Consider the following 20,229-nt stretch of genomic DNA (forward strand, 5'->3'; position numbering starts at 1 on the left):
GCGCGCGGAGTTCGTCCTCGTCCACGTCCGGCCATTTCGATCCGGTGAGTCCGTAGAAGAGGTTCCGCAGTTCGTCCGGCAACTCCATACCCATGGCGGCGGCTACCTCGGGTCCGGAAGGAGGGAGGACGCGGACTCGGACGGCCGCTCCGGAGCGGTGCGCCAGGTCTTCCGGGGCGCGGCGGAGGCGGGTCGGGAAGCGAGGGGGTTCGTGTCGGGTGCGGTTCGGCCTTCACGGCCCCGCAAGCGGTCGGTTGCACCGGAGGCGCGCCACTGCGACACGACCAAAGCCCTTCTCCGATTCACGGCGGAGTGGAACCGCCCGATCCCTGCTCCGCCGAACCTAGGGCATCGGTCTGATCAGGGGCCCTTTTGTTGATCATCGTTTGCCAACCTTTGGCTTCCCGTTGCCCGGTAGGTGTCTGTGGTGCGGGTTCTCTGAAGTGGCCGGGTGGCGCCTTCCGGAAAGAAGAGTTATCGGTTCATCGGATGTTCATTTTGAATTGGAGCGGGGATCACGGACGGCCGGTCTCTCGGCGGAAGGCGTGTCGGCCCGATCACCGCAGGTGAAGCGACAGTTCCGGCCGCGGCTCGATGGCGTCCCACAGTTCCTCGACCGGGCCGGGGACGCCCTGGACCTCGATGGCGCCGGTCTCCATCAGCTCCGTCAGGGAGGCTCTGTCCGTCACCAGGTCCACCAGGGTGTCCCGGGACAGTCGGATTCCCGCGTTCCACTCCGCCGGTATGCCCGCCTCGACCCGCAGCACGCTGTTGCGGAGCCGGACTCCGAAGTGCTCACCGGTGTCGCTGAGGTTCACGCCGATGCTCACCGTGGTCCCGGCGGACCTCTCGGGCGCCACCCGGAACCGCAGGCCGTCCAGGATCTCGCGGGGCGACAGCGAGGCCGGTGAGGCGAGGGCGTCGCGTACGTGGGAGAGCCGGAGTTCACCGGAGACCTCCAGCGCCGCGCTGTGGTACCAGTTGCGGCGCAGCGGATTCGCCTCGTTGTCGCCCAAAGCGCGCAGCGCCCGGGTGAGGGCCGCGCGCCCGGGCGCGTCGCCGGGGTCGGCCTCCACCACCATGCGCGCGAGCTCCGCGGCCCACTGCGGATCTCCGCCCTCCAGCGCCTCGGCGGACGCCCGCAGCACGCGCCCGTCCCCGCCCATCAGCGCGATCCCGCGCCGCGCGCGCTCCCCGCGCGGCGTCGGCGCCATGTCCACGGCGTTCCCGGAGAACCAGCCCAGGTACTCGACGCAGTACTGCGCCGCGCTGCCCAGGAGGTTCCCGTGGAAAGGCCGTGTGAACGGCCCGGAGACCACGTTCGGGGGGAGCGGGATCCGCTGGACGACGTCCTCGAAGGGCATCCCGGCCAGCATGTGCCGGACCGTCTGGTCGTGCAGGTAGTCCACGATGTCGTGGTAGACGGAGAGGAAGTCCCGGATGTTCTCCGCACCCCTCAACGGGCTCAGACGGGTGCCGACGAGATATTCGATGTCCAGCGTGGACAGGCGGGTGAGCAGGGTCCGCCAGTCCGCCGAGACGCTCGCCCGCACCCCCTCGACGGCGCTCAGGTTGGACGGCGCGGCGTGGACGTCGGTCGTGATGACCGCGGTCCGGTGGTCCACCAGGTACAGGCTGAGCGCGGCCTCCTCCCCCGAGCCGGTGCTGAGGAACCGGACGCGCAGCCCCGCCAGCGTCATCTCCTGGTTGTGGCGGACCGTGACCGTGGGCGGCACGAGCGGGTTGGGGGGCTCGTCGACGGCGGGGGGTCGCAGCGGGGCCGGGCCGCGGTCGTCGGCGCCGCGCAGCGAGCGGCCGTACTGCATGGCCGCCCGCACCGCGACGATGGAGGAGACCGCCTGGTGGTGGGGTGTGCGCCGCTCCTGCCAGGTCTCATGGGCGAGGACGGGGACCCGGCCGATCCGGTGCCCCGCCAGGACGGCGCGGGTCCCCGAGCAGTGGCCGTCGCGGCGGTCACCGTAGACCACGGCCCGGACCGGTGCGTCGAAGCGCTCCTCGATCGCCGCGGCGATGGCCCGCCCCTGGTGGTAGCCCTCCCCGGTGCCGACCAGGACGAGCCCGTCCGGGCCCCGCAGGACCACGCAGTCCGCGATCGAGCCGTCCTCGTACCGGAGGTTCCACGCGGGGGCCCCCTCGACGGGGACGACCTCGGGGACCTCCAGCGCGTCGCCGCGCAGGGGACTGCCGTCGGGCGCGTACCGCACCGGTTCCGGATAGGGCAATGAGTAGGACAACGTTCCTCCCCCTGGCGCTGCCCGGCTGCATCCCCCATGCTGCTCGGCGGACGGTCACCCGGGGCCCAAGTGGGGCCCACGGAACCGCAAACGGAGCTTTGGGAACCTCCGTCGCGGGGGTGACCCGCGCACCGGTGCTTCGGGGGCCTTTCGGCCTCCTGCCGTGCGGATCGCGAGGTGACGGCGGGCGGCGACGGCGGGTGCGGGTCGAGGCCGCGCCCACGATGTCCGTTCCTCCCGGTGATCTTGGCCTTTCCGGGGTCTCAACCGTCTCTGAGACCCCGAAAAGGCCAAGATCACCGGAGGGAGCGCCAGGAAACGGACACCTTCCCGCAGCCCGGGGACCCGCGCGCCGTCGCCGCCCGCCGTGACAGGTCCCGAGGGGACCCCGACCCGACAGAGCCCCAATCACCCCCGCACCGGAGCTTCCCTCCCGGCGGGGCTCACGTCCAGCCGTACCGCTTCCGCAGCACCACGGCCACCCGGAGGAACGCGGCCTCGTCCATGATCGCGCCCTCGCGGCGGATGTCGTGCTCCTCCATCTCGAACAGCCGGTCCAGCCGGATGTAGGAGTCGCGGCCCTCGCGGTCCCAGGGGCCGGAGCCCAGCGCCAGCCAGTCCTGCTCCTCCCAGTGGTCGGGCTCCCGGCTGGAGAGCATCAGCGCGTGGAGCCGCGTGCCCTTGCGGCCCACGACGAGCAGGGGGCGGTCCTTGCCCTGGGAGGGGTCCTCCTCGAAGGGCACCCACGTCCACACGACCTCACCGGCGTCGGCCAGGCCGTCGCGTTCGGGCGCGTAGACCAGGTCCGTGGCGTTCCTTCCGGTCGGCACCTCGCGAAGCGCCCCTTCATGGGGGTGCGGCGGTCGTTCCTCGGTGTTCCCGTAACGGTTGTTCACGGGGGCATCCTAGGTGTTGTGTCCTGTGACGCCGGTCGGGTGGCGGTATGTCCGGGCCGAGGCCACCGCGCCCCGCCGGCGATCCCGACGCCAGCGCCCCCGAACCGGACATCGCGGGGCGCTGACGTCGGCATCGCCGGCGGGGGACGGCGCGGGTCAGGCGGGCAGCGTCAGCTGGCCGGTGCCCTGCCGTTCCAGGGCGAGCAGCCGCTGCTTGCGCTCCAGGCCGCCGCCGTACCCGGTGAGGCCGCCGGAGGCGCCGACGACGCGATGGCAGGGCACGATGATGCCGATCGGGTTGCGCCCGTTGGCCATGCCCACGGCCCTGGACGCGGTGGGCCTGCCGATCCGGTCGGCGAGCCGGCCGTAGGAGACGGTCTCGCCGTAGGGGATCTCCAGCAGGGCGTCCCACACCACGCGCTGGAAGGGCGTGCCCTCCGGAGCCAGGGGAAGGTCGAACCCGGTCCGCTCCCCCGCGAAGTAGTCGCGCAGCTGGGCGGCCGCCTCGGTGAACGGTTCGGGGTCGGGCGCGCCGAAGTCCTCCTCCGCCGGCCGGTGCCGCTGCTCCGTCATGTACAGGCCGACCAGCGCGCCTCCGGCCGCCACCAGGGTCAGCGGGCCGACGGGGCTGTCGACGACGGTGTGCACGCGTTCGCGTGCCGGGATCTTCTCGGTCATGGTCCTCCGATCATTCCGCGGAAGCGGGGTCAGACGGGCAGTCGGTTGACAGGGTGGTCGCCGGTCGCCCACAGGTACTGCACGGCGTAGGCGCGCCACGGCCGCCAGGCCCGGGAGCGCCCGGTCAGGGCCGCCGGGGTGGAGGGCAGGCCGAGGGAGCGGGCGGCGAGCTTGACACCCAGGTCGGTGGGGACGAAGGCGTCGGGGTCGCCGAGCGAGCGCATCGCGATCGTCTCCACGGTCCACGGGCCCAGGCCGGGCAGGGCGCCCAGCCGGGCGCGGGCCGCGTCCCGGTCGCCGCCGGGGCTGAGGTCGATCTCGTCCGCGGCCAGCGCCGCCACCAGGCCGGTGACGGCCGCGCGGCGCGCCCGGGGCAGGGCCAGCGCGGCGGGGTCCAGTCCGGCCAGCGCGCCGGAGGAGGGGAAGAGGTGGGTGAGACCGCCCGCGGCGTCGGCGACCGGCTCGCCGTGCGCGGCCGCCAGCCGTGCGGCGTGGGTGCGGGCGGCGGCGGTGGAGACCTGCTGCCCCAGCACCGCGCGCACCGCGAACTCCGCCGGGTCCACGGTGCGGGGCACCCGGCGGCCCGGTGCCTTGTCCACGAGTGGAGCGAGAGCGGGGTCCTCGCGCAGCAGGTCGTCGACGGCCACCGGATCGGCGTCGAGGTCGAGGAGGCGGCGGCACCGGCTGATCGCGGTGGCCAGGTCCCGCAGGTCGGTCAGCGCCAGTTGGCAGGCGACGTGGTCGGGCAGCGGGCGCAGCGCGACCAGGCCCTGGCCGTGCGGCAGGCGCAGGGTGCGCCGGTACGCGCCGTCGCGCCACTCCTCCACCCCCGGCACCGCGGTCGCGGCGAGGTGGCCGAACAGGTTGTCGGGGCACAGCGGCGCGCGGAACGGCAGGCGCAGCGACAACAGCCCGGCGGTCTTGGGCGGGCGGCCGCGCGCGGCGCGGGAGCGCAGCTCGGTGGGGGAGAGCGCGAAGACCTCGCGCACGGTGTCGTTGAAGGCGCGGATACTGGCGAAGCCCGCCGCGAAGGCGACGTCGCCCATCGGCAGCGCGCTGGTCTCGATGAGCAGCCGGGCGGTCTGGGCGCGCTGGGCGCGGGCCAGGGCGAGGGGGCCGGCGCCGAGTTCGGCGAGCAGCTGCCGCTCGACCTGGCGGACGCTGTACCCGAGCCGCGCGGCCAGCCCCGGCACCCCGGCGCGGTCGACCACCCCGTCGGCGATCAGCCGCATCGCGCGGGCCACCAGGTCGGCGCGCTGGTTCCACTCCGGCGATCCGGGGCTCGTGTCGGGGCGGCACCGCTTGCAGGCCCGGTACCCGGCCTGCTGGGCGGCCGCCGCACTCGGGTGGAAGGTCATGTTCTCGGGCTTGGGCGGGACCACCGGGCAGCTCGGCCGACAGTAGATCCCCGTCGTGCGCACCGCGGTGAAGAACCAGCCGTCGAAGCGCGCGTCCTTGGACAGCACCGCCCGTACACAGCGCTCGGTGTCTTCGTACACCTCTTCAGTATCGGGGGCCGCGCCCACGCGGGCTGGCGGGAAAACGACACGGTCCTCCTCCGCCGCCCCGGCACTCAGGGGAGCAGCCCGGCCAGGCGGTAGACCGATCTCAGGTAGTCCCGCAGCTCGGCGGAGTCGGGGACCGGCGGATGGAGCACGCGGTAGATCATCGCGCCGACCATCATGTCGATCAGCGCCTCGACGTCGGTGTCGGTGGAGAGGACACCGTCCCGTATGGCGCGTTCCAGCATGACGCGGATGGCCCGGCGCCGGGGCAGCACGTAGTGCTCCCAGTAGGCGGCCATGAGCGCGGGGTGGGTGACGGAGGTCCCCAGCGTCTGCGCGGCGAACGCGCGGAACCCCGGCTCGGCCAGGGCGTCGGCGGTGGCGGGGATCGCCCGCTCGACCAGTTCGGCCACCGGAACGTGCTCGACGTCCTCGGCCGTCACCTCGGGGAGGTTCTCGCGGGCCGATTCGATGGCCTGGGCGAGCAGCTCCTCCTTGGAGGACCAGCGCCGGTAGACGGTCAGCTTGCCCACCCCGGCGCGGGCGGCGATCCGCTGCATGCTCGCCGCCTCGACGCCGCCCTCGACGAACAGCTCCAGCGCGGCCTTGAGGATCGCCGCGTCCACCCCCGGATCACGGGGGCGGCCGCGGCCCCGGGGCCCCGCGGCCCCGTCGCTCCACCGATCCGTCGTCACCGTGCCCGTCCCCGTTCCAAGGCGTCGTCCAGCCATCGTCCCAGATCCGCCGAACCGGGGTGACCCCGCCAGGCGAGGTGGCCGTCCGGGCGCACGAGCAGGGCGTCGCGGAGGGCGGCCCGCTCGGGGCGAAGCGCGGTGACGCGCCCGCCCAGCCGCTTGCGGGCGTCGGTCCAGGCCCGGGTGTCGGGGGCCGCGGTCAGCACTACCCAGCGTGCGCCGAGTTCGGCGTGCAGGCGGGTGGCGCCGCCGTCGCCGTCGAGGCACGCCAGGTCGGGGACGCGGTCCCCGGGGCGCGGAGCGCGGCCCGGAAGCGGCACCGGTCGCGTCCCCAGAGGGCCGCGCCGGTAGGAGACGCCCAGTTGGGAGGCCGCGGACGTGGCCCAACGCTGCACCGGGGGCAGGTTCATCACGGTGGGCATCACGTGTTCGCGCAGGAACCGCACGACCGCTCCCTCACCGACCTGGAACCGCGTGTTGGCCGAGGTGGTGCGCAGTACTTCGGCGGCCAGCGGGCGACGCTCGGCGGTGTAGGTGTCCAGCAGGGCCTCGGCCGCGCGGCCGCGCGCGACGAGGGAGAGCTTCCACGCCAGGTTCTCGGCGTCACCGATCCCGGTGAGCATTCCCTGCCCGCCCATGGGGCTGTGGATGTGCGCGGCGTCGCCGACGAGCAGGAAGCGTCCGCGCCGGTAGTCCTCGGCCAGCCGCCGGTGGATGCGGAAGGTCGAGGTCCAGACCGCGTCGTGGATCTCGACGCCGGAGAGGCCGGTGCGCTCGGGCAGGATGCGGCGCATCCGCTCCAGGACCTGCTCCGGCTCCAGAGCGTCGTCGGTGGAGCCGGGCAGGTAGGCCATCAGGCGCCATACGACGCCGGCGCCGTCGGGGTCCCGCATCGGCAGCGCGCCCACGAGCCCGTCCCGGTGCAGCCAGCCGTGGGAGCCGGAGGGGCTCATCGCCCAGTCCATGCGCACGTCGGCCAGCAGCCACCGGTCGGCGATCGGGACGCCGGGGAAGCCCATTCCGGCCAGGCCGCGCGTCGTGCTGTGCGCCCCGTCGCAGCCGGCCAGCCAGCCGGCGCGCGCGGTCCGCCCGCCGCCGAGTGTGGCCGTGATCCCGTTGTCGTCCTGGGAGGCGTCCACGAGCGGGGTGTCCCACTCGACCCGGCCGCCCAGTTCGGCGAGGCGGGCGCGCAGCGCGGCCTCGACCCGGGACTGGGGCGTCAGCATCGCGGGCCGGGACGTGCGCAGCCCGGCGTCGCCGAACCGGATCGTGGACACCGTGCGCCCGCCCGCGTGAAGCGTGATCGTCATGGCCGGGATCGACCGTTCGGGCAGGTCGCCGAGCGCGCCCAGCCGCCCGAGGACCTCCGAGCCCCGCGCGTGCAGGAAGTTCGCCCGCGAAGAGGTGGCCGGGCCCGGCGCCCGGTCCACCACCCGCACGGAGGCGCCCTGTAGCAGCAGTCCGCACGCGAGTGTCAGTCCGGCGGGCCCCGCCCCGACGACGAGTACGTCCGTTGGCTCCATGACCGGCTCCGTTCTCCTGCGCGCCCTATTTGTTTACGCGCCTGGATCGTTAATTAATTAGAGCACGGAGGGAGTCGTGAAGCCAGAGGGCGGGCGTCCGGAGGGCTTGCGTTTTTTGTGTTAGTCAATAACATGTTACTGACTAACGGAAAGAGGGCGGGATGAGTGGCGACTGGCGGGCGGACAAGCGGGCGCGCACGCGCGCCCGGATCCAGGAGGCGGCCCTGGAACTGTTCCTGGAGCAGGGCTTCGACGCCACCACGGTCGCCCGGATCGCCGAGCGCGCCGGGGTCTCCCACATGACGTTCTTCCGCTACTTCCCCACCAAGGAGGACGTCGTCCTGCAGGACGGCTACGACCCGATGCTGGAGGAGATGATCCGGTCCCGGCCCGCCGGCGAACCGCCGGTGACACGGATCCGGACCGCGGTCCGGGACGGGCTGGCGCTGGTGTACGACGCGGACCGGGACGCGCTGCTCGCCCGGACCCGGCTGCTGCTCAGCACACCGGGGCTGCGCGCCGGCCTCTGGGAGAACCAGGAGGGCACCCAGCGGCTGTTCGAGCGCGCGCTCGGCGGCCCCGACGCCGACGGCCGATCCCCCCTGCGGGTGCGGGCGGCCGCGGCGGCCTGCCTGGCGGCCCTGGTCACCGCCCTCACGGCCTGGGTCGAGGGCGACGGCGCCGAACCGCTGCCCGACCTGGTCGACGAGGCGTTCGACGCGCTCCGCGCCGAGTTCGGCTGACCGCGCGGCACCCCGCAAACCCCCCCATAGGAAGCAGGAACCACGATGTCCGGTCCAGCCATCGACGTGGCGGCGTTGAACGTCCGCTACCCCGGCTCAGCGCGGGCCGCCGTACGGGACATGAGCTTCACCGTCCGATCCGGGGAGGTCTTCGGCTTCCTCGGCCCTTCGGGGGCGGGAAAGTCCTCCACCCAGCGCGTCCTGACCCGGCTGCTGCGCGACTACCAGGGCCGGGTCGCGGTGCTGGGACGCCCGCTGGAGGACTGGGGCTCCGACCTCTACCAGCGGATCGGGGTGGGATTCGAACTCCCCGCGTACTTCGGCAGGCTCACCGCGAGGGAGAACCTCGCCGCGTTCGCCGCGCTCTACCGGGGTCCCACCGCCGACGTCGACGAACTCCTGGAACGCGTCGACCTGGCCGACGCGGCCGGGCAACGGGCGGGCACCCTGTCCAAGGGGATGCGCATGCGGCTCAACCTGGCCCGCGCCCTGGTCAACCAGCCCGAACTGCTGTTCCTCGACGAGCCCACCTCGGGGCAGGACCCGGTGCGCGCGGCGATGCTGCGCGACCTCGTCCGGGAGCAGGCGGACCAGGGCCGGACCGTCTTCCTGACCACGCACGACATGGCCACCGCCGATCAGCTGTGCGACCGGGTGGCGTTCGTCGTCGACGGGCGGATCGCCGCGGTCGACTCCCCGCGCGGCTTCCGACTGGGCCACGGCAGGGCGGGGGTGGTCGTCGAGTACCGGGGGGACGCGGGACCGGCCCGGCGCGAGTTCTCCGTCGCCGACCTCGCCCAGGACCCGGCCTTCGCCGAACTGGCGCGCCAGGGCCGGGTCGAGACCGTGCACTCGCGCGAGGCGAGCCTCGACGAGGTCTTCGCCGCCGTGACGAGGAAGGCGCTGTGAACAGGATCGTCGCCGCGTGCGCGCTGGAGGCCCGGGTGGAGGCCCGCTACGGGATCGTCGCCGCCGCGTTCGGCCTGGCCGCGCTGTGGACCCTGGTGCTCGCCCTGGTCCCGGCCGCCGCGGCGCCGGGGTTGGCGGCGGTGCTCCTGCTCGCCGACACCGCCGGGTTCGGGGCGCTGTTCGTCGTCGCGCTGCTGCTGTTCGAACGGCAGGAGGGCGCGCGCGACGCTCTGGCCGTCAGCCCACTGCGTCCGGGCGAATACGTCGCGGTCAGGGTCGGCGTGCTCACGGCGCTGTCCGTCCTCTCGTCCCTGCCCATCGGCCTGGTGGCGTTGCGGGGGTCTCCCGGAGGCGCGACCGCGTCCCTGGCCCTGGTGGCGGTCGGGGTCGGCCTCGGCTCGCTGCTGTTCCTGGCGGTGTCGCTGGCCGCGGGCGCGCGCGCGGACACGCTGCCGCGCTTCTTCGGCCGTTTCGCCGCGGTGTTCGCCCCGCTTCTCCTGGCCCCGCTGGCCCGCCTGCTCGGCCTGGCCGACCACCCGGCGCTGTTCCTGGTCCCCAGCACGACGGCGGCGGAGCTCATCCGCTCCGGGATGCTCCCGGACGCCGGCGCGGCCGAGCCGTGGGCGCTGCCCCTGGGCGCGGCCTGGCTGCTGCTGTGCGCGGGGGCCGCGGCGGTGATGGCCGCCCGAGGGCTCTCCGCCGGTCCGGACGAGGCGGCCCCCGCCCCCGCGCGCCGGGCGGGGCGGCGGACCACCCGGGGACCGCGCGGAGGAGCGGCCGCGGCGTTCGCCTGGATCGACCTTCGCGGAACGGCCCGCGACGCGACCTCGGTGGCGGTGCTCGCCGGGCCGCTCCTGATCTCCGTGGCCGTGGGCCTGGGGTACCCGCACGCCGTGGACCTGGTCACCGCGCGGTACGGCGTCGATCCGGCGCCCTACCAGCCGGTCGCGCTGACCGTCCTGATCCTGCTGCACGTCCCGCTCATGACGGGCGCCATCGGCGGGCTGCGCACGGTCGAGGACGGCGACGACGGGACCCTGCTCCTCCTGCGCGTCTCGCCGTTCACCGCGCCCGCCTACCTGGGATACCGGATCGCCACGACCACCGCCGCGTGCGCGCTCGGTCTGGCCTTCGCCGTTCCGGTGTCGGGACTGGCCGACGGGTTCTCCCCGGGGCTGCTCGTCGCGGTGGCGCTGGCCGCGCTCCAGGCCCCGCTGCTGGTGCTCGTCGTCGCGGCGTCGACCGCCAACAAGGTCGAGGCGCTCGTGGCGGTCAAGCTCCTGGGGGCGGCCATGACCCTGCTGCCGGTGGCGCTGTGGTGGCTTCCCGTCTCGCTCCAGTGGGTGCTGTGGCCGCTCCCGCCCTCATGGGCGGTGCTGGCCGTGCCGGGCTACTCGACCCTTCCGCCGCTCGCGGTGGCCGCGGCGGGAGGCGTGGTCGCCCTGCTCGCGGGAGCCCTGCTGTCGGTCCGGATACTGGCGCCCCACCGGGTCCGCCTCGGAGGGCGCCGGCGTCGGGTCCGTTAGGGAGTCTCCGGCGCGGGGGTGATTCGGGGCTCTGCCGGGGCGGGGTCCCCTCGGGACCTGTTACGACGAGCGGCGACGGCGGGCGGGGCCGGGAGGTCCGCGCATAACCGCCGGATGTCCGCTGCGCGGCGGTTCGAGGGCCGGTCCCGCCCTCCCGGAACGATCATGGGCTTTCCGCCCTTCCAAGCCCTGAAACGGGCAGAAAGCCCAAGACCGTCAGCGGAACCCCCACGCAACGGACGTCGTGGGCGCGGCCTCGACCCTCACCCGCCGTCGCCGCCCGCCGTCACCTCGCGGTTCGCGGACGTGAGGCCGAACGACCCACCCAAAGCACCAGCACGCCAAACACCCCCGCGCCGGAAACCCCATAGGGAGTCTCCGCCACGGGGGTGTTTCGACGGGTTGGCCGGGTGATCCTCCCGTGTCGAAAAGGGGCCTGGCGAGGTTGCGTGACTTCGCGGAGCGACGGCCGCGCGAGCACCACGGGCGGGTGTCCGTGCCGGTCCTCGGCTCCGGGGCGGGCGGGCGGCTTCCGGCGTGGTGCTCGCGCGGCCAGTGCTACGCACTGTCACGCAACCCCGGACCGTCACCGGGGGCAGAGGAGGATCACCCGGCCACCCCGCCGAACTCAACGGACGGCCCCGCCAGACCCTCGGCTGGGCCACCCCCGCCGAGGCCCTCAACGCCGCCCTCGTTGCAACAACCACTTGACAACAAGGCCTCTGAGACCCCGAAAAGGTCAAGATCACCGGGAGGAACGGGCACCACGGAGGCGACGCGACCAGCGGGTTCCGGACGCGGGGCGCTAGGCGTGGGTCTCCTCGTTGTCGAGTTCGGACTCGTTGCGGGACCGGCCGAACCACATCAGGGCGGACGCCACGAGGAAGGAGACCACGGTCGCGGTGACCACGCCGGCGACCACGCCGAAGTGCGCGCCCTTGGGGGTGACCGCCAGCAGCGCGATGATGCTGCCCGGGGAGGGGGTGGCAACCAGTCCGGCGCCCGTGGCGAGGAAGACCATGATGCCGGAGGCGCCCCCGGCGATGGCCGCCAGGATCAACCGGGGCTGGGCGAGGATGTACGGGAAGTAGATCTCGTGGATGCCGCCGAAGAAGTGGATGACGATCGCGCCGGGGGCGGAACCGCGCGAGGCGCGCGGTCCGAACAGCATGCAGGCGATCAGGATCCCCAGCCCCGGACCCGGGTTGGTCTCGACGAGGAACTCCACCGCCCGGCCGGTGCTGCTCGCCTCGGCCGCGCCCAGCGGCCCGAGCACGCCGTGGTTGATGGCGTTGTTGAGGAACAGCACCTTGGCGGGCTCGACGAAGACCGAGACCAGGGGGAGCAGCTGGGAGTCGACGAGGAAGCCCACCCCGTCGCCCAGGAGGTTGGTGAGCCACTGCACCAGGGGGCCGATGGAGAGCATGGAGAGCAGCGCGACGGCGCCGCCGATGATCCCGGCGCTGAAGTTGTTCACCAGCATCTCGAAGCCGGTGTGCACGCGCGGCTGGACGACGCCGTCGAACAGCTTGATGGTGTAGGCGGCCAGAGGGCCGATGATCATCGCGCCGAGGAACATCGGGATGTCCGCCCCGACCACGATTCCCACGGTCGCGGTGGCGCCGACGATCGCGCCGCGCTGGCCGTACACCAGCTGCCCGCCGGTGTAGCCGATGAGGACCGGCAGCACCACCATGACCATCGGATCGACGAACGCGGCCAGCGTCTCGTTCGGTATCCAGCCCGTGGGGATGAACAGGGCGGTGATGAGGCCCCAGGCGATGAACGCGCCGATGTTGGGCATCACCATTCCGGCCATGTAGCCGCCGAACCGTTGGATTCCGGCGCGGAGCCGGACGGCACGGGAAGGGTTCTCGGTGGTTGTCATGGGGGCTCTCTAGAGGGGGGATGTGCCGAGGGGCCGCGGCGTCCGGGGAGCGGGGGTGCGCGCGGGGTCTGCGGGGGCGGCCGGAAGGCGAACCGGCGCGGCCCGCCGTGGTTCCGCCCGGTCCGGTGGCGGATGCGGGAATTCCGGGCGGGAAAAGGGTTCGGGCGAACTGCTGTTCGTATCGGGTTAACGCATTATTCGGTAGCGGTTCCGTTTCGGTGCGAGGCGGATTCGACGCGACGTTTTCCGTGTCGCCGGCGGGGCGGAGTGTGCCGTTGCCGGCGCCTTGCCGCTGGTCTGACCGAGTTTAGGAACGCGCTGCGGATCAGACAAGGCCCCGAAGTGATCTTTCTCGGTCCCGTGGGCCGGCGGCCCGGCCAGGGGGGTCGGGGCGGAGCGGCGGCCCGTGGGCGGGGCGCGGGATCATTCCATTGCCGGATGGATCTTTTTTCAATTCTCGACGTCGGAAACATTCTTTCGGTGTCGCCCGGACGAACTCTGTTTACCTTCCGAGGTGTTCCGGAGAGGCCGGCGGATGGCGGAAACCCGTGCCGGAGCGGACGAATCGGCCAATCGCGGGGAGGGAAAACCCGTCACCGTCCCTGTTCGTTCCGTTCGTCCGAGCGGAAAATGCGGAGGACATCGACGGGATTCCGCTGTTCTCTCTTGCCTTGCCTGGAAAAAATCCTGCACAGTTGGAAAGCTTTCACACGAGATCACGGGAGAGCAGAGAACACGCAGGTGCATGGACCGGGTGGCGCACCTGCCACACCGAGGGGCGGGCGGATATGCGACAGAGGCGCGGAGACGAGACTTCGCGGTGGCCGCGGGTCGAGAGGCTCGGAGACCTGCCCTACCAGGACAACAGCGCGGCGCCGCGCAGCGGGGGGTTCGTCCGCAGGGCCGGGAACCGGTGGGAGCGCCGCTCCCTCGACGACTTCCGGCACGACGTCACCCAGGTCGCCCAGGGGCTCATCGCCTCGGGGGTGGCGGCGGGCGACCGCGTGGTCCTGGCCTGCGGCACACGCTACGAATGGGCGGTGGTCGCGTTCGCGGTGTGGGCCGTGCGGGGGATCCTGGTCCCCGTCCACCTGTCCTGCTCGGCGGCGCGGCTCCAGCACGTCATCCGCGACTCGCTGCCCACCGTCGTGATCGTGGAGAGCGAGCGGCACGCGCGCGCCGTCGCCGGAGTCCACCGCGAACCGGGGATCCTCGCCCGCGTGTGCCGCCTGGAGGAACCGCCCGAGGGCGGCACGGGAGGCTGGACGAACCCCGGCCTCGCGCCGATCGTCAGCGCGGGCACCTACATGGCGGCCTCCGCCGTCCTCTTCCGCAGGGAGGAGACCACCCGCGACGACATCGCCGTCATCGCCCACCCCGCCACCACGGGGACACGGTCCCGAGGGGTGGTCCTGACCCACCGCAACCTCCTGTCCTGCGCCGACAGCCTGCTCGCGCGGACCGGCGACCTGATCGACGACATCCCCGAAGGGGACGCCAGCACGCTCATCCACGTGCCCCTCGCCGAGGTGTTCGCCCAGACCCTGCTGGTGGCCTGCCTGATGGCGGGCGTGCGGGTGGGGTTCCCCTCCGGACGCTCCGCGCTGATGCCCGAGATCCGCAGGTTCGCCCCCACCATCCTGCTCGCGCACCCGCACCTCCTGGACCGCGCCTACGCCCTCGAGCACGCCGCCGAGCAGAAGAAGTCCAAGAACCCCGGCTGGGACAACCTCAGCGCCTTCAACGCGGCCACCGAGCACGCCATCACGTACGGCCAGGGCGGGCGCAGGGGCGTGTGGCGGCGCATCTCGCACGCCATGCACGACTGGCTGTACACCCGGATCCGCGATCGCTTCGGCGGACGGGTGGCCTTCATCGCGTGCATCGGCGGGGTGCCCGAACGCTTCACCCACTTCTTCAACGGCGCGGGTCTGCCCATCGTCCAGGGGTTCGGGATGGCCGAGACCGCTGGGCCGCTCGCCATCGACGTCATCGGAAAGAGCCCCTCGGGCGGGGTGGGACGGCCGCTGCCGGGGGTCCGCGTCCGCGTCTCGCCCGCCGGGGAGGTCCAGGTGAGCGGTGCGACCGTGGCCCGGGGGTACTGGAACGCCCCGGCCCCCACCATCGCGGCCTTCCACGAGGGCTGGTTCGCCACCGGCCTGACCGGTGGGCTCACCTCCGACGGCGTCCTGACCCTGAACCGCCGCGCCCGGCGGAGGCCGCCGCCCCCCGAGGCCGTCGCGCCGCCGGGCGCCCGCGCGGCGCTTCCGCCCGCCGCGAGCCCGGACAGGCGGCCCCAGCCCCCGCTCCCGGTCCGCCGACCCGAGCACCCGGCCCCGCCCGCCCCGACCCCTCCCCCGCCCGACACGGAGGCGCGGCCGGTCAGGGATCCCCGACCCGGGGGCGCCGACATCCTCAACGCCCCTGACGAACAACGCAGGCAGGACGTCGCCCACTGACGACGAGCCCCTTCCCGGCCAGGGCGGGAAGGGGCCGGGTTCGGGTCGTACGTCCCGAAGAGCGCGGGGACTTCGCCTCTCCGTGCCGGGGCCCCGCGCGCCGAGACTGGAGCGGACGGACACAGCGCGGAAGGGGACGGGATGCGGGTACTGGTCGGGTACGCGAGTGAGAACGGATCGACCCGGGAGATCGCGGAGCGGATGGCCGGACACCTCCGCGGGTGCGGCCACGACGCCGAGGCCCTGCCCCTGGACCGGGCCGGGGACGTCGACGCCTACGAGGCCGCCGTGCTGGGCAGTGCCGTGCGCGGGGGCTCCTGGATCCCCGCGGCCGCCGAGTACGCGCGCCGCCACGCCGAGGCGCTCGCCGGTCGGCCCGTCTGGCTGTTCAGCGTCGGGACCGGTCACCTCTCCGGGGACCGCCCGGCGGAGCACGCGTCCGAGCCGAAGGAGGTCCTCGGCCTCCGGGAGGCGGTCGGTCCCCGCGAGTACCGCCTCTTCGCCGGATCGCTGGCCCCCGAGCACATGACGGCCGGGGAACGCGAGGGCTACGAGCGGAACGGGGGCCGTTACGGCGACTTCCGCGACTGGCCGGAGGTCGACGCCTGGGCCGGGAGGATCGCCGCGGAACTCCTCCGGTGAGTTCTCGCCGGCTGCCCGGGCCTCCGGTCGCGGGCAGCCGGGTGAACCCTGGGAGGCCGCCTGGCGATGCCCCCCGCCGCGCGCCGTTCCACGGGACCGCGCGGCGGGGGGCATCGCCGCGCGAACACCGCGGCCGATGGCGGTCCGGGGGTTCCGCGCGGCCGACGGGGAAACCGGAGCGGAGGAGGAGCCGGGGAAGGGCCGTCGCGGCGGGGATGACTCGTCGGGGCGCTCCGGGCCCGGAACCCGTCGGGAGGCGCCCGCGGCGGTGGAAGGCGGCCACCGGTTCGATCCCGGGCTCCTCGTTCCGGAGGAGTCCGGGATCACAGAAGTGGCCCCAGCAGGATTCGAACCTGCGACACCCGCTTTAGGAGAGCGGTGCTCTGTCCCCTGAGCTATGAGGCCGGGTCGCATCCAGGGTAACGGACTCGGGTGGTGAGTGGTGCGGGCGACTCGGATGGGGCGGGGAGGGGAAACCGTTGAGTACTCTTCATAGTCGACCGGGTTGTCGTGGCCGCCGGGTGATGCCCGTCACGTTTCGGCGTGGACGGAGACGCTCCGAGGCGGCGTGACCGGGGCCCGCGGTGTTGCTTTCCGCGGCTCGGACGTCCGGGACCAGGAGGAACGGTGAGGAACCGGAGGCTGCCCGGAAGAGCCGGGCCGGCGTCGGCCTGACCGTGCGGGCATTGTTCGCTTCGCCGGTGTGTCCGATTGTGGACATGTAGTACGTTGCGATCCGGCCACGCGAATTACCGAAAAGGCAGCGGAGGAGCTACGTGCCGTTCGTTCTCGATCCCGCGCGGCGCCGTGACCGCGCGACGAGAAGCGGGACCCCGTCCGTCGCGAAGGGCCGACCCCGATCGCGGACCGTGGTCGCGATGCTGTTCACACTCGTCCTCACGATGCTGTTGAACATCGGAGGGCAGGCGGTCGTCGCTCCGGCGCCCGCACACGCGGACAACGATCTGGAATCCCTCAAGGAGCAGGCCGAACAGGCCAAGGACGAGCTGGAGCAGGCCACCGACGACTACACCGACCGCGAGGACGAGTTGGAGGCGGCGCAGGAGGAGCTGGTCAAGACGCTGCACGAGCTGCAGAAGACCGAGGGCAAGCTGACCGACCTGCGCGCTCCGCTGGCCCAGCTCGCGTCCACCCTCTACAAGCAGCCCGACGCGGGCATCCTGGGGCTTGTGATGTCCGGCACGATCGACCAGGACCTCCGGGTCGAGTCGCACGTCCTGAAGATCTCGCAGGACCAGGAGGAGCTCCTGGAGGAGGCCAACGACCTGCGCGACCAGCAGGTCGAGCTCACCGGGCAGGCGCAGGAGCTCCAGTCGGAGACCCAGCTCGAGCGGGTCGAGCTCGCCGACGACCTGGAGGCGCTGAAGGAGCAGTCGGAGGAGAGCACCGCGGCCCTGATCAAGGAGCTCGAGGACCGCGGCCTGTCCGTGGACGCGTACATGGCCGGTGTCGAGTGCGACGCCGGCGCTGGTGCGGCCGCCTCGGGCTACCCCAACGGCCTGCTGCCGTCGGACGCGCTGTGCGGCCTCCACGTGGACGGGCACTCCCTGAGGGCCGACGCGGCGGTCGACTTCCTGCTCATGAACGAGGCGTACGCCTTGAACTTCGGCACCGAGATCTGCGTGACCAGCTCCTACCGGGACCTGGCCAACCAGCAGCGCGTCTACGCCCAGCAGCCCCCGGGCTTCGCGGCGGTGCCCGGCACCAGCAACCACGGCCTCGGCCTGGCCATCGACCTGTGCGGCGGAGTGCAGACCCAGGGGTCGGCGCCGTTCAACTGGCTGGAGAGCAACTCGCGCGAGTACGGCTGGTTCCACCCGCAGTGGGCCTACTCCAGCCCGTTCGAACCCTGGCACTGGGAGTACGACCCCTCGGGCGGTTAGGAGAGGGCCGGACCGGACCCGTGGAAGCGGGTCCGGCCCGGGGGCACGCTCAGACCGCCTCGGGGGCGACCTCGCTGGTGCAGTGCGCGCACCGGGTGGCCTTCTTGCTGATCTCGCTGAAGCAGGCCGGGCACTCCCTGTGGGTGGCCTCCTCGGCCCTGCTGAAGCGCTCCATCACCTTGGAGACGGGAAGCACCACGAAGAAGTACAGGATCGCGGCGGTCAGCAGGAACGAGATCAGGGCGTCGATGAAGGCGCCGTAGAGGAACTCGCTGCCGTTGATCGTGAAGCTCAGCTCGGCGAACTGGGGAACCCCGCCGAAGACCCCCAGCAGGGGGGTGATGAGGGCGGCGGTGAACGCCGCGATCAGTTCGGAGAAGACGGCGCCGATGACGACGGCCACCGCCAACTGGACCAGGTTGCCCTGGAAGAGGAACTTCTTGAATCCGTCCATCATGGGGCTGGTGCGCTTTCCGTGCGGGTGAAGGGGGTCGGGCGCCGCCTGCGGGCGGTCGGCGCCGGTGCCGCCCGGATGCCCCGTATCTCGCGATCTCCCGGGTCCGGACGGTTTGCGGTGGTCAAGGCTACCGATCAGCCGCGGATGGTGATGGACAGCCGTCCGGCCGGGGCGTGTCCGGCCAGTGTCCGGGCCTCCTCCTCGGTGACCGCGATCAGGACCAGTGCCCCCGGTTCCGCCGTCCCGGGGGCGGCGGAGGGAACGGCGATCACCGGCCGGTCCGTCACGACCGTGCGGGCGGGAGGCGCCTCCGCGTACCCCGTGGACAGGGGGTCGCCGGCGGCGGCGAGGACGTCGATCCGGCTGCCGGGCCGCAGCAGCGCGACCGCGTCCGGGTCGGCGACCCGCACCGGCGCGGCCACCAGGCCCGCGCCGTGCCCGGCGGCCGGGGGGTCGGCCAGCCTGACCCCGGTGAGGACCTCCCCCGCGCGCACGGGCGAGCGCAGCGAGGCCCCCGCGATCGGGTGGTCCGGAGGCAGCGCGCCGTCGGGGGCCAGCGGCTCCGGGACCGCGCGTACGGCCGTGTCCGTCCCCGTCAGGGGCTCCAGCGCGGAGAGGTCGCGCGCGGCCACCAGGACCTCGACCGAGGGCGGGGGCGGGGGGCGCAGCACCAGGAGCGCTCCGGCCACGGCCGCCGCCGCGCACGCCGCTCCCAGCGGCCGCCGCCACCGGTGCCATCCGAGCCGGAGGGGGCGCCCCCGCGGGGGCTTCATCGCCTGTCACCGTTCATGGGACGAACCGTAGGCGTGGAACCGGAGGAGTGCCCGGAGTTGTCCACAGGCTGCGGGCCCGCGGCGCGCGGGCCCCGGAAACGCCGTGAGGGCCGTTCCGCGTGCGCGGAACGGCCCTCAGGCGGAAGGCTCGCGGGTCAGGCCGCGGGGGCGGCCGTCGTCTTGGCGGAGTCGCTCGACGGCGAGGAGACCGACGCGGAGGAGTCCGACGAGGAGGCCTCGGCCTTGACGGGCTTGGCGGAGCCGTTGGTGCCCGTCAGCGAGGAGCTGTTGGAGCTGGAGCCGCTGTCGGTGCGGTAGAAGCCCGAGCCCTTGAAGACGATGCCCACGGCGGAGTACACCTTGCGCAGCTTGCCCTGGCAGGTCGGGCAGATCGTCAGCGCGTCGTCGCTGAAGCTCTGCACGACTTCCAACTCGGCGCCGCACTCAGTGCATGCGTACTGGTACGTAGGCACGTGTCCTCCTTGCTGGCACTCTCACCCGACGACTGCTAAATAGTACGCGCTCGGACGGCCGGACCGCGACATCGGGGGTGGTCGCACCCTCCGGTCGGTGCCGTCCGCCGGTGTAACGCGGCCGTGCCGACCGTTCTGCCCGGGGGTGGTGTGAGATGCGACACCCGGACCGCGCGCGGCCCGGGGTCAGAACAGGCGGACGCCGCCCCCGGGCGTCACCACGCCCCGGACCGGGCGGTCGTGCGCCTCGACGGGCACCGACTCCACCAGTTCGGAGTCGTAGACCACGGCGAGGGTCAGCGCCTGCGGCCCCACCCGGCCCAGCACCCTGTCGTAGCAGCCCGCCCCGCGGCCGAGGCGGCGCCCCGCGGCGTCCACCGCCAGCGCGGGGCAGACGACGCCCGCGGCCCCGCGCACCGCGTCCACCCCGTGGCGCGGCCCGGTGGGCTCCAGCAGTCCGCGCCCGGCGGGCGCCAGCGAGTCGGGGCCCTCGTAGGAGGCCCAGTCCAGCTCCCCGCTGTCCAGGAGCACCGGCAGCAGGACGTAGACGCCGTGCCTGTGCAGGCCCGCGACGAGTTTGCGGGTGTTCGGCTCGGCGCCCACCGAGTAGTAGACCGCGACCGTGCCGCCCATGATGAGCCTCGGCACCCCCAGCAGCGCGTCCCGGACCGCCGAGCCGGCCGCGTCCCGCGCGCCCTCGTCCAGTTCCCGCCGCGCCGCGAGCACGCGCCGCCGCATCTCGCCCTTGGTCCGTGCACCGTCCATGGCAGGAGTCTGCCAGCAGGCCCGGAGGGGAGGCCGCCCGCCCACGGGCCAAGAGGAGGTGAACGAAGCGCGGACGAACCGCTAAATCACGACGCGCAGGGCCTTCGGGCCCTGTTCTGACACGCACTCGGTACGACC

At 73.3% G+C, this 20,229-nt stretch carries 17 protein-coding genes and 1 tRNA gene; 6 read left to right on the plus strand and 12 right to left on the minus strand.

All coding sequences use genetic code 11. The annotated features are described in order from the left end of the window. Nucleotides 1-557: 557 nt before the first annotated feature. The 6 genes from EV190_RS22585 to EV190_RS22610 all read right to left on the minus strand — a co-directional run bounded on the left by EV190_RS22585 (nucleotide 558) and on the right by EV190_RS22610 (nucleotide 7,552). Complete coding sequence (locus tag EV190_RS22585) at nucleotides 558-2,255, minus strand: alkyl sulfatase dimerization domain-containing protein (protein WP_133743633.1); 1,698 nt, start codon at nucleotides 2,253-2,255, stop codon at nucleotides 558-560. 443 nt (nucleotides 2,256-2,698) lie between these two features. Continuing rightward, nucleotides 2,699-3,151 carry a type II toxin-antitoxin system PemK/MazF family toxin gene (locus EV190_RS22590; protein ID WP_133743634.1) on the minus strand — a complete coding sequence of 151 codons (453 nt, stop codon included), beginning with the start codon at nucleotides 3,149-3,151 and terminating at the stop codon, nucleotides 2,699-2,701. A 156-nt stretch (nucleotides 3,152-3,307) separates the two neighbouring features. Next, nucleotides 3,308-3,829, minus strand: a complete 522-nt coding sequence (locus tag EV190_RS22595; RefSeq protein WP_133743635.1) for a methylated-DNA--[protein]-cysteine S-methyltransferase — start codon at nucleotides 3,827-3,829, stop codon at nucleotides 3,308-3,310. A gap of 29 nt (nucleotides 3,830-3,858) precedes the next feature. Continuing rightward, the gene (locus EV190_RS22600) at nucleotides 3,859-5,328 is read right to left on the minus strand and encodes a DNA-3-methyladenine glycosylase 2 family protein (protein WP_133743636.1); all 1,470 of its coding nucleotides are present in this window, start codon (nucleotides 5,326-5,328) and stop codon (nucleotides 3,859-3,861) included. 74 nt (nucleotides 5,329-5,402) lie between these two features. Further along, nucleotides 5,403-6,029 (minus strand): TetR/AcrR family transcriptional regulator, encoded by a 627-nt coding sequence (locus tag EV190_RS22605; RefSeq protein WP_243742738.1) that lies wholly within the window; start codon nucleotides 6,027-6,029, stop codon nucleotides 5,403-5,405. Then, entirely contained in the window at nucleotides 6,026-7,552 is a 1,527-nt protein-coding gene (locus tag EV190_RS22610) for an FAD-dependent monooxygenase (protein ID WP_133743638.1), read from the minus strand. Before EV190_RS22610 ends, EV190_RS22605 begins: the two co-directional genes overlap by 4 nt. Nucleotides 7,553-7,713: 161 nt before the next feature. On the opposite strand from EV190_RS22610, the gene EV190_RS22615 reads away from it, so the two are divergent. The 3 genes from EV190_RS22615 to EV190_RS22625 are packed head-to-tail and all read left to right on the plus strand — an operon-like array spanning nucleotide 7,714 to nucleotide 10,730. Continuing rightward, a complete protein-coding gene (locus EV190_RS22615; protein ID WP_208113297.1) occupies nucleotides 7,714-8,295 on the plus strand; it encodes a TetR/AcrR family transcriptional regulator in 582 nt (193 codons plus the stop codon). A gap of 45 nt (nucleotides 8,296-8,340) precedes the next feature. Next, nucleotides 8,341-9,204 (plus strand): ABC transporter ATP-binding protein, encoded by an 864-nt coding sequence (locus EV190_RS22620; RefSeq protein ID WP_133743639.1) that lies wholly within the window; start codon nucleotides 8,341-8,343, stop codon nucleotides 9,202-9,204. Further along, nucleotides 9,201-10,730, plus strand: coding sequence for a fluoroquinolone export ABC transporter permease subunit (locus tag EV190_RS22625; RefSeq protein WP_208113298.1), 1,530 nt, complete (start codon nucleotides 9,201-9,203; stop codon nucleotides 10,728-10,730). The genes EV190_RS22620 and EV190_RS22625 overlap by 4 nt, the downstream gene beginning before the upstream one ends. Before the next feature lie 805 nt (nucleotides 10,731-11,535). On the opposite strand, the gene mtlA is transcribed toward EV190_RS22625, so the two are convergent. Continuing rightward, nucleotides 11,536-12,618, minus strand: a complete 1,083-nt coding sequence (mtlA, locus tag EV190_RS22630) for a mannitol-specific PTS transporter subunit IIC (RefSeq protein WP_133743640.1) — start codon at nucleotides 12,616-12,618, stop codon at nucleotides 11,536-11,538. Between the two features lie 788 nt (nucleotides 12,619-13,406). Here mtlA and EV190_RS22635 point away from each other — a divergent pair. Beyond that, nucleotides 13,407-15,077 carry an AMP-binding protein gene (locus tag EV190_RS22635; protein ID WP_133743641.1) on the plus strand — a complete coding sequence of 557 codons (1,671 nt, stop codon included), beginning with the start codon at nucleotides 13,407-13,409 and terminating at the stop codon, nucleotides 15,075-15,077. A gap of 141 nt (nucleotides 15,078-15,218) precedes the next feature. After that, nucleotides 15,219-15,719, plus strand: coding sequence for a flavodoxin domain-containing protein (locus tag EV190_RS22640; protein WP_133743642.1), 501 nt, complete (start codon nucleotides 15,219-15,221; stop codon nucleotides 15,717-15,719). 332 nt (nucleotides 15,720-16,051) lie between these two features. Here the strand turns inward: EV190_RS22640 and EV190_RS22645 are convergent. Then, a tRNA-Arg gene (locus EV190_RS22645) sits at nucleotides 16,052-16,124 on the minus strand. Between the two features lie 473 nt (nucleotides 16,125-16,597). On the opposite strand from EV190_RS22645, the gene EV190_RS22650 reads away from it, so the two are divergent. Further along, entirely contained in the window at nucleotides 16,598-17,623 is a 1,026-nt protein-coding gene (locus tag EV190_RS22650) for a M15 family metallopeptidase (protein WP_133743643.1), read from the plus strand. Between the two features lie 49 nt (nucleotides 17,624-17,672). Here EV190_RS22650 and mscL read toward each other — a convergent pair whose 3' ends face one another. From mscL to EV190_RS22670, 4 genes are all read right to left on the minus strand, one after another. Beyond that, complete coding sequence (gene mscL, locus EV190_RS22655) at nucleotides 17,673-18,077, minus strand: large conductance mechanosensitive channel protein MscL (protein WP_133743644.1); 405 nt, start codon at nucleotides 18,075-18,077, stop codon at nucleotides 17,673-17,675. Nucleotides 18,078-18,214: 137 nt separating this feature from the next. Beyond that, complete coding sequence (cpaB, locus tag EV190_RS22660) at nucleotides 18,215-18,853, minus strand: Flp pilus assembly protein CpaB (protein ID WP_133743645.1); 639 nt, start codon at nucleotides 18,851-18,853, stop codon at nucleotides 18,215-18,217. A gap of 155 nt (nucleotides 18,854-19,008) precedes the next feature. Continuing rightward, complete coding sequence (locus EV190_RS22665) at nucleotides 19,009-19,326, minus strand: FmdB family zinc ribbon protein (RefSeq protein WP_133743646.1); 318 nt, start codon at nucleotides 19,324-19,326, stop codon at nucleotides 19,009-19,011. Nucleotides 19,327-19,512: 186 nt separating this feature from the next. Beyond that, on the minus strand, nucleotides 19,513-20,091 hold the full coding sequence (locus EV190_RS22670; protein ID WP_394345553.1) for a 5-formyltetrahydrofolate cyclo-ligase: 579 nt from the start codon (nucleotides 20,089-20,091) through the stop codon (nucleotides 19,513-19,515). Nucleotides 20,092-20,229 lie beyond the last annotated feature (138 nt).

It is taken from the genome of Actinorugispora endophytica, from assembly GCF_004363075.1.
Classification (GTDB): Bacteria; Actinomycetota; Actinomycetes; order Streptosporangiales; family Streptosporangiaceae; genus Actinorugispora; species Actinorugispora endophytica.

Coding starts and splice junctions, on each gene's coding strand:
- EV190_RS22620 (WP_133743639.1), top strand. CDS start 8,341: ATGTCCGGTCCAGCCATCGACGTGGCGGCGTTGAACGTCCGCTACCCC.
- mtlA (WP_133743640.1), bottom strand. CDS start 12,618: ATGACAACCACCGAGAACCCTTCCCGTGCCGTCCGGCTCCGCGCCGGA.
- EV190_RS22595 (WP_133743635.1), bottom strand. CDS start 3,829: ATGACCGAGAAGATCCCGGCACGCGAACGCGTGCACACCGTCGTCGAC.
- cpaB (WP_133743645.1), bottom strand. CDS start 18,853: ATGAAGCCCCCGCGGGGGCGCCCCCTCCGGCTCGGATGGCACCGGTGG.
- EV190_RS22610 (WP_133743638.1), bottom strand. CDS start 7,552: ATGGAGCCAACGGACGTACTCGTCGTCGGGGCGGGGCCCGCCGGACTG.
- EV190_RS22615 (WP_208113297.1), top strand. CDS start 7,714: ATGAGTGGCGACTGGCGGGCGGACAAGCGGGCGCGCACGCGCGCCCGG.
- EV190_RS22635 (WP_133743641.1), top strand. CDS start 13,407: ATGCGACAGAGGCGCGGAGACGAGACTTCGCGGTGGCCGCGGGTCGAG.
- EV190_RS22640 (WP_133743642.1), top strand. CDS start 15,219: ATGCGGGTACTGGTCGGGTACGCGAGTGAGAACGGATCGACCCGGGAG.
- EV190_RS22670 (WP_394345553.1), bottom strand. CDS start 20,091: ATGGACGGTGCACGGACCAAGGGCGAGATGCGGCGGCGCGTGCTCGCG.
- mscL (WP_133743644.1), bottom strand. CDS start 18,077: ATGGACGGATTCAAGAAGTTCCTCTTCCAGGGCAACCTGGTCCAGTTG.
- EV190_RS22650 (WP_133743643.1), top strand. CDS start 16,598: ATGCTGTTCACACTCGTCCTCACGATGCTGTTGAACATCGGAGGGCAG.